Genomic DNA, 11,411 nt, shown 5'->3' on the forward strand with positions numbered 1-11,411 from the left:
AACCCGGGTGGCTACCGCTCATCCGGTTCCGATGGGTTTTCCGTGCGCGGCGGAGCGGCGTATCGCGTCGAGGAGTTCCGCCTGCCGCAGGGTGTCGCAGGCGTCCGGCAGGGTTCCGGTGCGCACCGCGGCGGCGAAGGCCGCGACGGTGGCGGCCACTTGATCGTGGGGTTCGAGCCGGATCTCCTCGGTCTTCCCGCCGCGGTGGAGGCCGATCACGGGGACATGGTCGGCGGGCGGGGTGAACGCCCGGTCGACGGTGATGCTGCCCTCGCTGCCCCACAGTTCGTACGACGAGCGGTAGGCGTGCTCCATACCGAAGGTGATCTGGGCCGTGACGGGGCCGGGCGCGCTCAGCAACGCGGCGCCGGAGGTCTCGACCTGCCGTCCCGCGCCCTGAACGAGACGGGCGCCGATGACGTCGAGTTCGGGGCCCAGGAAGTGCAGTGCGGCCCGCAGCGGGTAGATCCCGACGTCCGCCAGTGCCCCGCCGCCGAGTTCCGGGTCGTATCTGATGTCACCGTCCGGCAGCGGCGGAATGGTGAACGCCGCGTGGAAAGCGCGGAGTTCGCCTATCGCACCGTCGTCGGCCAGGCGCTGTACGGCGCGGTGCCGGTGGTGGTGGACGAACATGACGTTCTCCATGAGCACCAGGCGGCGGGCGCCGGCGAGTTCGAGCAGTTCCCCGGTGCGGTGGCGGTCGGCGGACAGGGGTTTCTCGGCGAGGACGTGCCGGCCCGTGTTCAGCGCCGCCTCGGTCCACTGGGCGTGCAGGGCCGCGGGCAGCGGCACGTAGACGGCCTGGATGTCGTCCAGTTCGAGGAGTTCGCCGTACCCATGGACGGGACGGCAGCCGAAGCGCTCCGCGACCTGCCGCGCCTTGGCCGGGTCACGGCTGGCCACTGCCGCGATCTCGATGTCGGGGCTGGCCGCGAAGGCGGGAAGCATGCGGCGCACCGCGATGCCCGCGCATCCGATCACCCCCACGCGCACGGGGCCGGTCATCGGGTCCTCACCGCCGTCGCGTTGAGGCACGCGAGCATGGTGCGGGCCTGCACGTTCAGGTAGTGGCCGTGCCGGACCAGGGACGTGAGCTGCGCGGGGGTGACCCAGGCGTAGCCGGGCGGCGGGTCCAGCGGGGCCTCGGCCTCGTCCGCCTCGATGACGAGGTAGCGGCTCTCGGCGTTGAGGAAGCGGCCGCCTTCCTCGGAATGCACGGCCTCGTAGCGGATGCGGTCCGCGGGGGCGCGCAGCACCGTGTCCAGGAACGGGGGGCGCTTCGTCTCGGGCAGATGGGCGTAGTTGTCCGGCGTGTACTGCACGGTCGGTCCCAGCTCGACGGTATCGAGAAAGCCGGCCTCGACGCGGGCGTGCACCAGCACATGCGGGACACCGCCGAACGCGCGGGTGAGGAAGGCGGTGACGCCCAGGCCGACCGGCTCGAACAAGGGCTGGGTCCAGCCCGTCACCTCGCGGTTTCCCGCCCGTACGGACACGGCCACGACATTGAAGTAGCGGCCTTCCTCGTGCTCGATCGTGCTCTCGCCGCGCTTCCAGCCGGGAATGGACTCCAGCGGGACACGTTCGGCCCGCACGCAGTGCCGTGTGCGCTCGCCCGTGATCCAGGACAGCAGTGCGATGTCGGAGAGCAGCGCGCCTTTTGTGGCGTCCCCGAAGGGCAGGCAGGACAGCACCGTACGCGAGTCCATGTTGACCACGTTGTCCCGGTGCAGCAGCTCGCCGATCTGGCCGAGGGTGAGCCAGCAGAAGTCGTCCAGCAGCGGTACGTCGCCGACCGCCTCCACGATCATGTTGCGGTTGGACTTGTGGTAGAACCACGAGCCGTGCTCGGACTGGAGCACGTCCGCGATGACCCGGCCCCGCTCCCGCCCGACGAAGTACTCGATGTACTTGACGTCCGCGCCCTTGTGGGCCTTGGTGTAGTTGCTGCGGGTCGCCTGGACCGTGGGCGAGAGCTGGAGCAGGTTGGGGTTGCCCGGCTCCATCTTCGCCTGCATCAGGAAGTGCAGCACCCCGTCGAACTCCTTGACGAGGATGCCGAGGACACCCACCTCGGGCTGTTTGATGATGGGCTGGTACCAGTCGGCGTACGGGCCGTCGCCGTACGGTTCGCCCTCCTCCGTGACGTGGAGGCCCTCGACGGTGAAGAACCGGCCGCTGCGGTGCACCAGGTTCCCGGTGGCCTCCTGGAACGACCAGCCGTCCAGCTCCGCGAACGGTATCCGGTCCACCCGGAAGGTATGGGCCCTGGCCCGCTCGGCCAGCCAGTCGTCGACATGCTCGGTGCGCAGGTGCGTGCCCTGGACGGTGGCGGCCGACAGTGCGATGCGGGCGGGCAGGTCCTTGCTCTCACGCGTCTGGAGGGTGTGGGTCGGCATCGGAGGAACTCCCCGCCTTTCTGGGTGTGCGTACGCGGCCGCCGGGTCAGGCATGTTCGGCCGCGATGAAGTCGTTCAGGACCCGGCGGTAGTAGCCGGGGCCGAAGCCCATGTCGGCCACTTGGGGGACGAGGGCACGCAGCTTCTCCGTGGAGATGTGGTGCCGGATTCCCGTGCCGAGGTATTCCTTGCGTGCCCTGAGGCGCAGTGCTCCGGCGAGATGGTCGACGATGTCTTCCACCGGGACGGCGAATCCGGAGGCCACGTTGACCGTGTCGGCTCGCAGATCCGCTTCGAGCAGTCGGTCGATGATGGCCGTCGCGTCACCGACGTGGATCAGGTCGCGGGTCGCCCCGCGTTGTAATCGCACCAGTCCGTCGCGTAACTGCCTCAGCAGCGCGGGGATGAGCTGGTGGTCCCGGTTGTGCGGACCCACCAGGTGTCCCAGCCGGAGGATGAGGTGGTCGACTCCAAAGGTGCGCAGTTGCTCCTCGAGCGCGAGTTTGTGCGCGCCGTAGGGGGTGTAGGGGGTGACCGGGGTGTCCTCCCTGCCGGGTCCCTCGGCGAGCCCGTACATGCCGGTCGCGGCCGTCGAGAAGAACAGCAGCCGTTGCCCGGTGGCCGCGCACTGCTTCGCGACATCGCGCAGCAGCGCGGTCTCCCGCGCGAAGTCCGCGTCGGTGGCGCCGCGGGTCCGGGACTCCCCAGCCGCGAGGGCCACGGTGTCCGGATGCCGGCCGGCCAGCGGACGCAGACTGCGCGCCAGGAATCCGGTGCCCACAATGTCCATCGTCGTCGCCCCTGGTCTCTGGATGGAAGGTGCCCGTCGGGCTCAGCCGTGCTGGGCCACGAACTCCTTGATCGTGGCGGCCATGTAGTCGAGCATCTCGTCCGTGAGCCCCGGGTAGACACCGATCCAGAAGGTGTGCTCGGTGATGATGTCGCTGTTGGTGAGGTCGCCGACGACGCGGTGGGGCCGGCCGATGTAGGCGGGCTGCCGGGTGAGGTTGCCGGCGAACAGCCGCCGGGTGCCGATCTTCCGTTCCTCCAGGTGGGCGACCAGTTCGGCGCGTGTGAAGCCGGCCTCGGGGTCGACGGTGATGACGAAACCGAACCAGCTCGGCTCGGACCGGGGGGTCGGCTCGGGGAGCAGGAGGCCCGGCACGCCGTCCAGGGCCTCGCGCAGCCGGCGCCAGTTGCGTCGCCGCGCCTCGATGAAGCCGTCGAGCTTGGCGAGCTGCGCCAGGCCCAGCGCCGCCTGGATGTCGGTTCCCTTCAGGTTGTACCCCACGTGGGAGAAGATGTACTTGTGGTCGTACCCGGCCGGCAGGTTGCCCATCTGGTACTCGAACCGCTTGAAACAGGTGTTGTTCTTGCCCGGTTCGCACCAGCAGTCCCGCCCCCAGTCGCGCAGCGACTCCACGATGCGGGCCAGGCCGAGGTTGGAGGTGAGGACGCAGCCGCCCTCGCCCATCGTGAGGTGGTGCGCGGGGTAGAAGCTGACCGTGGTCATGTCGCCGAAGGTGCCGGTGATCCGGCCGTCGTAGGTGGAGCCGACCGCGTCGCAGTTGTCCTCGATGAGGAAGAGGTCGTGGTCCTTGGCGAGCTGGGCCACCTCGGCGACCTCGAAGGGGTTGCCGAGCGCGTGTGCGATGATGATCGCCCGTGTCTTGGGGCCGATCGCCCGCGCCACCCGGTCTGCCGTGGTGTTGTACGTGGTCAGGTCCACGTCCACGAAGACCGGTATGAGCCCGTTCTGCAGGATCGGGTTGACGGTGGTGGGGAATCCCGCCGCCACGGTGATCACCTCGTCGCCCGGCTGCAGCCTCCGGTCACCGAGCTGGTGCGAGGTGAGGGCCGAGACGGCGAGGAGGTTCGCCGACGAACCCGAGTTGGTCAGATGGGCCTTGCGCCGCTTCAGGCGCTTGGCGAAGGCGGACTCGAACTTCTTTGAACTGGGCCCCGCGGCGATACGCATGGTCAGGGCGGCCTCGACGATGGCGACCCGGTCCTCTTCGTCCAGGACCGCGCCGGAGGGCCAGATCTCGGTCACGCCGGGCACGAACTCCCGGTCGGGCGCGGTCTCCCGGTGGTATCTGCGGACCGTGTCCAGCACCAGTTCCTTGTTGTCGCTCATCGTCATGTCCTTCCGTTGACTGGCGCCGGCACCGCCGCCGCGAGCAGGTCGCGCAGCGAGGCGTCGAGGGTGCGCCGCGGCCGCCATCCCAGGAGCCGCCGCGCCCGTGAGACGTCGAGTTGCTGCCACTCCACATCCGCGCGGGGGGAGTGGCCGGGAACGGTCTCGACGACCGGGAGGTCCACGCCGCTGAGTTCGACCATGCGGTCGATCAGCGCATGCATCGGGACCGCCTCGCCCCGGCCGATATTGACCACGTGGCCGCTGACGTCCGCCCCCGGCGCGGTGGCGGCGGCCCGTACCGCGTCGACGACGTCGTGCACATCCACGATGTCGCGGTGGGCGCGCAGCGGCGGGAGCCTGAGTTCGTCCGGCTTCTCGCCCCGGGACCGGGCGCGGGCGGCCTCACCGAGGTGGGCGGCGACCATGCCGAAGAGGCTGCCGGCCGGCGCCCCGGCACCGATCACATTGGCGAGACGGAGTACCACACCGTCCAGGCCGTGTTCCGCCACGGCCCGGAGGACGGTCCGCGTGCCGAGGAGTTTGGTGCGCCCGTACGGGGTGACGGGAGCGGGCTCATGGTCCTCGGGGGTGCCGGCGCCCGGGGTGCCGGCACCGTACTCGTGGACACTGCCGAGCTGGATCAGCCGCGGCGGGCGGGGCAGTTCGGCAAGTGACTGAGTGACGCGGGCCACCAGTTCCGCGTTGCCGGCGGTCATCTCGGCCTCGTCGGCCCGCCAGGCCCGGCCGGCGGCGTTGACCACCACATCGGGCCGCACCGAACCGAAGAAGCCGGACAGTTCCCGTGGGCCGGCCGCCAGCAGGTCCATGAGGGCGAGGCGCGCATCCGCCGGGCCGTCCCCGGCCGGGCTCCGCGACACCAGGTGCACCAGGGCTCCGTCGGCCTGGAACGCCTCCGCGATACGGCGGCCCAGGTAGCCGGTGCCGCCGAGCACCACGACTCGGCGCCCGGCCGCCGCGCCGCCGTCAGCCGTCCGCACGGCCGGCCCCGTACTTGACGGTCTTCCACCAGTCGGGATGGTCCCGGTACCAGGCCACCGTGGCGGCCAGGCCCTCCTCGAACCCGGTCAGCGGCACATAGCCCAGCTCCTCGCGGATCTTGGACTCGTCGATGGAGTACCGCAGGTCGTGCGCCTTGCGGTCGGGGACGTGGCGGATCATCTCGGCGCCGGAGCCGGTCAGTTCGAGCAGGCGCTCGGTGATGGCGCGGTTGGTCCGCTCGTTGCCGCCGCCGATGTTGTAGACCTCGCCGGCCCGGCCGTCGTTGAGGACGAGGTGGATGCCGCGGCAGTGGTCGTCCACGTGCAGCCATTCGCGGATGTTGCGTCCGTCGCCGTACAGCGGCACCTGCCGTCCTTCCAGCAGGTTGGTGACGAACAGCGGGATGAGCTTCTCGGGGTGCTGGTACGGCCCGTAGTTGTTGGAGCAGCGCGTGATGGAGAGGTTCACTCCGTGTGTGCGCCAGTAGGTACGGGCGACCAGGTCGGAACAGGCTTTGGAGGCCGCGTAGGGGGTGTTGGGCAGCAGCGGCCAGTCCTCCGTCCAGGAGCCCTCCGCGATCGAGCCGTACACCTCGTCGGTGGAGACGTGCACGACCCGCTCGACACCGCTGTCCAGTACGGCGTCGAGCAGCGTCTGGGTGCCCAGGACATTGGTGCGGAAGAACTCTCCCGCGCCCTCCAGCGAACGGTCCACGTGGGACTCCGCGGCGAAGTGCACCACGGCGTCGTGTCCGGGCAGCAGCTCGCGCAGCAGGCCCGCGTCGCAGATGTCGCCCCGGACGAATTCCAGACGCGGGTGCGAGGCCGGCAGGTTGTCGCGGTTGCCGGCGTAGGTCAGCTTGTCCAGGGCGGTGACCCGGGCGTCCTGCCATCCCGCGTACGCGTTCGCGAGCAGGTTGCGGACGAAGTTGGAGCCGATGAAACCGGCTGCCCCGGTGACGAGGATCCTCATGCCGCGACTTCCACTCGGGTGTGGTCTCCGACGACCAGGCGGTAACGGTCCGTGCTCTGCCTGGTGGTGCCGACGCAGGCGGAGCGGCCGATGAGGGAACTGCTCAGGCCCTGGACGCCGGTGACCGACGCCCCGTCCAGAGCGATGGAGTACTCCAGCCGGCTTCCTGTGACCGCGCAGCCGCGTCCGATGGACGTGTGCGGGCCGATGTGGCTGTCCTCCACGACCGTGCCGGCACCGATGATCACCGGCCCTTCGATACGGGAGCGCACGATGCGCGCCCCCTCTTCCACCACGACGGGTCCCGCCAGCACGCTGGCGTCGTCGACCTCACCGTCCACGCAGGGCCGCAGGTTCTCCAGGATGTGCTGGTTGCACTCCAGGACGTCCTCGACGTTCCCGGTGTCCTTCCAGTAGCCCTCGTACTGGGCCGCCCGCACATCGGCTCCCGCCGACACCAGCCACTGGATCGCATCGGTGATCTCCAGCTCGCCGCGGGCGCTCGGCTCGATGGCCTCGACCGCCTCGTGGATGGTGGCGGTGAAGAAGTACACGCCGATCAGGGCCAGGTCGCTGCGCGGCTGCTGCGGTTTCTCCACCAGGCGCAGCACCTCACCGCCGGGGCCCAGTTCGGCCACGCCGAAGGCGCGCGGGTCCGGAACCTTGTACACCACGACATGGGCGGCCGGGCGGTGCGCGGCGAACTCCTCGGCGATGCCGGCGATCCCCTCGGGCAGCATGTTGTCGCCGAGGTACATCACGAAGTCGTCGTCGCCGAGGAAGTCCCGGGCGATGGCGACGGTGTGGGCGAGTCCGAGCGGAGCCTCCTGCCGGATGTAGGTCAGGCGTGCCCCGAACCGCGATCCGTCCCCGAGCGCCTGGCGGATCTCCTCGGCGCGGTCACCGACGATGACCCCGATCTCGGTCACGCCCAGTTCCAGGACGTTCCTCAGGACGTATTCCAGGACGGGCACGTTCGCTATCGGGATGAGCTGTTTGGGCATCGAGTAGCTGAAAGGCCGTAGGCGGGTGCCCGATCCGCCGGCCAACACCAGAGCCTTCATGGGAGGTCCTCTCGATTCATGTGGTGATGCCGCTTCGATCCGGTGCGCGGCTCGCAGCCCTCGGCCGTGTGCTCGTGGTCCGGGTGCGCCGCGGCCGGCCGGACAGCAGGTGACGCTGCGTCAGGCGGCCTCGAAGTCGGACAGCATGCCTGCTGCCAGGGCTTCGGCCAGCGTGGGCGCCTTCGCGTCCTTGTCCGAGATCAGCGGTGTCCCGGGGCACTCCCAGGGCAGGTCCAGGTCGGGGTCGAGCGGGTTGATGTCGATCTGCGTGCCGGGGACGTACGTGGTGGAGACGACGTAGCAGATGCAGGCGTCGTCGGTGAGCGCCAGGAATCCGTGGCCCACACCCTCGGGCACGTACACGGACCGGCCCGAGGCGGCGTCCAGCTCGTTCACCTGGTGCCTGCCGAAGGTGGGCGACCCGATCCGCAGGTCGACGACGATGTCGCGCAGCACCCCCCGCACGCAGGTGACGAACTTGGCCTGCCCCGGAGGGATGCTCACGCTGTGGATGCCGCGCAGGGTGTGGCGCCTGGACACCGAATAGTTGATCTGCCGGGGCTGGAAGAGGATCCCCGCGGACCGCTCCAGTTCGTCGGACCGCATCGACTCGTAGAACACACCCCGGTCGTCGGATATGTGGTCCGGCTCGATCAGGAACGTGCCGGGGATGCTGCTTTCCTCGATGCGCACGGCGCGCTCGCCCTTTCTCCCTGAACTCGGCTCGTGCTGGACTGGTGGAAGCCCGGCGGGTGCGGGCGCCCCGCGCCGGAGGGCCGGGGCACACGCCGGCGCGGCACGGGAGCCCTGCGGCGGCGGACGGCGGCCGCTCAGCCGCGGTGCTCGGCGGTCAGCCTCTCCAGGACCGGGACCACGTCCTTCGGCGCCGGGGCGGCCAGCATGTCCTCGTACAGGCCGCGGGCCCCGAGCTGGAAGGACGGCTCCTCGAGCAGCCGCACGAGGTCCTTCTGCATGACGTCGACATCGATCTCCGCCGGGTCGGCGACCACTCCCGCGCCCCGGCGGGCGACGTAGCGTGCCGTGACCATCTCGTCCCACATCGGCAGCGGCACCACGAACTGCGGCACCTTGAACGCCACGGCGGCGGCGAACGTCCCGCCGCCACCGTGGTGGATGATCGCCGAGCTGCTGGGCAGCACCTGGTTGAGCGGTACGTACTCGATGGCCCGGACGTTGTCCGGGAGCGTGCCCACGGCGGCCAGTTGCTCGCCGTTCAGCGTCGCGACCAGTTCCAGGTCCAGGCCGGAGACGGAGTCGAAGAACTCGCGCATCGGGAAGCCGCTGTGCCGGCCGGCGAGCAGCCGACGGCTCACCCCCAGGGTGAGCACCGCGCGGGGCCGCTCGGGCCGGGAGTGCAGCCACTCGGGAAGGACCGCGGCCCCGTTGTACGGGACCCGGCGGACCGGGACGTACGCCAGGTCCAGCGGGTTGCGCATCCGGGACTGGGTGAGGTCCAGGGTCCACTGGCCGACCCACGTCTCCTCGGCGAAGTCGAGGCCGTACCGCTCCAAGACGGGACCAAGCCACGGCATCCACGGGTCCTCGGCCGGGCCCGAGGACGGATCGGCCGGCTCCTGCCGCATCCTGGAACGGATCAGCCCGATGTTGTCCATACCGAACAGCAGTCGCGCGTGGGCGGCGCCGCACGCGCGCGCGGCCACAGCGCCCGTCGGCGCCAGCGGGTCCCAGAGCACCAGGTCCGGGCGCCACTCCCGGGCGAACTCCACCAGCGTGTCAAGGACCGGCCGGCGCCCGCCCTCCGCCGACGCCGGCGGGTAGTAGGCGTTGAACATGCCCGCGAGAACGGCCCTGGCGGTGCGCCAGGCGTTCTCGTCGTCGGGATCGAGCGCCAGAGTGGGCCGGTTGGGGCCCGCCCCGGCGATGAGGGACGCCAGTGAGGCCGTGAGTTCCTCCTTGCCGCCCAGGGACACCGCGGTGAGACCGGCCGCAGTGATGTTCGCGATCACCTTCGGATCGACCACACCCTCGGGGCTCGCCACCACGACCTCGTGACCAGCGCTCTGCAGCGCCCATGCCAGTGGTACAACCGGATAGAGGTGTGCCGTTGCCGGAAAGATGGTGAAAAGAACGCGCATCGCTGACCTCTCCCGAAACTGCCGGCCCGACGCCGACGCGTGCTGTTCGCTCGAATCCTGCGGGGAGGCTCTAAAGAGCCGCTTGTGCAGAGCGGGCACGCGTAGCCTTGGGGAGAAGTGGCGAACTCATGCGGTCCAGGCGGCGTCACGGGAAAAGTTGAGCAGGTTTCAACTTTTCGTCCAGGACTTGGATGTTACGCAAATTTGTGCCCGTGAGCGCTTGGTTCCTGCACACCCTTCACGACATTGACTTATCATCTGCGCAAGATGGCGCACATGGTTGCGAGAGGCCGTGCAGATGATGGACCGTCACGACCGTTCCGACAGTGCGAACGAGTCAAGGGGCAGCCGTGCAGGCGTGGCCCCGGCCAGACACGGCAGCGGTCTCCCCGCCCCCCCGGCCGGCACACACCGTCGTGATCGCCACGCTGCCGGGTCACACCCTCATCACCACCGTGAAGAACGACGGCGTCGACGCCGTCTGCCACACCCCCTCGCCGCACAGCGCCGGCGGACGGCTGGAGTCGGGTCGCGCGAAGAACGGCACATTCCGGTTCTCGACCGACGTGTCCGTGAACGAACCGCAGGAGACGACCGTGGAGGTATGAGGGGGCATATTCCCGCTCAAGGAATCAGCTGCATGATCGCGCGCCGCTTCAGGAAGGGTACGGATCACGTCACCTCGCCGCGATCCGGGCCCTCAGGTACCGCAGACGGGAGCTCAGTGATACGGATACTGATCGCCGAAGACATGAACATGATCCGCGGCGCCCTGGTCGCCCTGCTGAATCTCCAGGACGATTTCACCGTGGTCTGTGAGGTCGAACGCGGGGACGAGATCGTCGACATGGCCCTCAAGCACCGGCCCGACGTCGCCATCATCGACATCGATCTGCCCGGTGTCGACGGTCTGTCGGCCGCCACCCAGCTGCGCAAACAACTCCCCCAGTGCCGCGTCCTCATCCTCACCAGCCTCGGCCGTCCCGGCACCCTGCGCCGGGCCCTCGAAGCCCGGGTCTCCGGCTATCTCCTCAAGGACGCCCCACCCGGTGAACTCGCCTCCGCGGTACGGCGGGTGGCGGCCGGACACCGCGCCGTCGACCCTGAACTGGCGCTGGCCGCCTGGGGAGAGTTCGAAAGCCCCCTCACCGACCGGGAGACGCAGGTCCTGCGGCTCGCGGCGGAAGGCGCGGAGGCGCGGGAGATCGCCTCCATGCTGCGGCTGTCGGCGGGGACGGTGCGCAACTACCTGACCACCATCGTCACCAAGCTCAATGCGCGCAACCGCGTCGACGCGATCCGCATCGCCAGGGACGCGGACTGGCTGCTGTGACGCGCACCGCCGGCGCGGCCGGCCCTCGGCCCGCCCGGCGGGAGCCGCGCCGGCGGCCGCGGTGACCGACAGGGTCGGCCCGCCCGGCACCGGCACGGCCTCCGGCCGGTGCGGCACCATTCCTCCCTCACGACCTCCCGTGGCCTGACCGACCGGCTTTGGCCGGTCACAAGGGGCGCTGCCTACCGTGCGTCGGCAGGCACCCTGCTGCGTCGACGGGAAGGAGCGGCCGGTGGCCGTTGACACCACGCGTACGAGTGAGACGAGCGCCCCCACGGACACGGAACGAACGGTTCGTCCGGCTCATGAGGTCCGTTCCCTGCACCGGATGGTCATCCGGTTCGCGGGTGACTCCGGTGACGGTATGCAGCTCACCGGTGACCGTTT

At 69.9% G+C, this 11,411-nt stretch carries 11 protein-coding genes; 2 read left to right on the forward strand and 9 right to left on the reverse strand.

The window, feature by feature from the left end:
* Positions 1 to 18: 18 nt before the first annotated feature.
* The 9 genes from ACFSL4_RS06050 to ACFSL4_RS06090 all read right to left on the reverse strand — a co-directional run bounded on the left by ACFSL4_RS06050 (position 19) and on the right by ACFSL4_RS06090 (position 9,691).
* On the reverse strand, positions 19 to 1,005 hold the full coding sequence (locus ACFSL4_RS06050) for a Gfo/Idh/MocA family protein (protein WP_381079326.1): 987 nt from the start codon (positions 1,003 to 1,005) through the stop codon (positions 19 to 21).
* A complete protein-coding gene (locus ACFSL4_RS06055; protein WP_381079296.1) occupies positions 1,002 to 2,399 on the reverse strand; it encodes an NDP-hexose 2,3-dehydratase family protein in 1,398 nt (465 codons plus the stop codon). Before ACFSL4_RS06055 ends, ACFSL4_RS06050 begins: the two co-directional genes overlap by 4 nt.
* 46 nt (positions 2,400 to 2,445) lie before the next feature.
* Positions 2,446 to 3,189 carry an NAD-dependent epimerase/dehydratase family protein gene (locus tag ACFSL4_RS06060; RefSeq protein ID WP_381079298.1) on the reverse strand — a complete coding sequence of 248 codons (744 nt, stop codon included), beginning with the start codon at positions 3,187 to 3,189 and terminating at the stop codon, positions 2,446 to 2,448.
* A gap of 42 nt (positions 3,190 to 3,231) precedes the next feature.
* Positions 3,232 to 4,536: a lipopolysaccharide biosynthesis protein RfbH gene (gene rfbH / locus ACFSL4_RS06065; protein WP_381079300.1), complete on the reverse strand. Its 1,305-nt coding sequence runs from the start codon at positions 4,534 to 4,536 to the stop codon at positions 3,232 to 3,234.
* A 2-nt stretch (positions 4,537 to 4,538) separates the two neighbouring features.
* Positions 4,539 to 5,537 carry an NAD-dependent epimerase/dehydratase family protein gene (locus ACFSL4_RS06070; RefSeq protein WP_381079302.1) on the reverse strand — a complete coding sequence of 333 codons (999 nt, stop codon included), beginning with the start codon at positions 5,535 to 5,537 and terminating at the stop codon, positions 4,539 to 4,541.
* A complete protein-coding gene (gene rfbB / locus ACFSL4_RS06075) occupies positions 5,524 to 6,510 on the reverse strand; it encodes a dTDP-glucose 4,6-dehydratase (RefSeq protein ID WP_381079304.1) in 987 nt (328 codons plus the stop codon). The genes ACFSL4_RS06070 and rfbB overlap by 14 nt, the downstream gene beginning before the upstream one ends.
* On the reverse strand, positions 6,507 to 7,574 hold the full coding sequence (locus ACFSL4_RS06080; RefSeq protein ID WP_381079306.1) for a glucose-1-phosphate thymidylyltransferase: 1,068 nt from the start codon (positions 7,572 to 7,574) through the stop codon (positions 6,507 to 6,509). The genes rfbB and ACFSL4_RS06080 overlap by 4 nt, the downstream gene beginning before the upstream one ends.
* A gap of 120 nt (positions 7,575 to 7,694) precedes the next feature.
* Entirely contained in the window at positions 7,695 to 8,267 is a 573-nt protein-coding gene (locus ACFSL4_RS06085; RefSeq protein WP_381079308.1) for a dTDP-4-dehydrorhamnose 3,5-epimerase family protein, read from the reverse strand.
* A gap of 137 nt (positions 8,268 to 8,404) precedes the next feature.
* Entirely contained in the window at positions 8,405 to 9,691 is a 1,287-nt protein-coding gene (locus ACFSL4_RS06090; RefSeq protein ID WP_381079310.1) for an activator-dependent family glycosyltransferase, read from the reverse strand.
* Between the two features lie 416 nt (positions 9,692 to 10,107).
* Between ACFSL4_RS06090 and ACFSL4_RS06095 the strand changes: the two genes are divergently transcribed.
* Positions 10,108 to 10,299 (forward strand): hypothetical protein, encoded by a 192-nt coding sequence (locus tag ACFSL4_RS06095; RefSeq protein WP_381079312.1) that lies wholly within the window; start codon positions 10,108 to 10,110, stop codon positions 10,297 to 10,299.
* 116 nt (positions 10,300 to 10,415) lie between these two features.
* Positions 10,416 to 11,024 carry a response regulator transcription factor gene (locus tag ACFSL4_RS06100; protein ID WP_381079314.1) on the forward strand — a complete coding sequence of 203 codons (609 nt, stop codon included), beginning with the start codon at positions 10,416 to 10,418 and terminating at the stop codon, positions 11,022 to 11,024.
* The last annotated feature ends 387 nt before the right edge of the window (positions 11,025 to 11,411 follow it).

The sequence above is a fragment of the Streptomyces caeni genome (assembly GCF_042678285.1).
GTDB lineage: Bacteria > Actinomycetota > Actinomycetes > Streptomycetales > Streptomycetaceae > Streptomyces > Streptomyces caeni.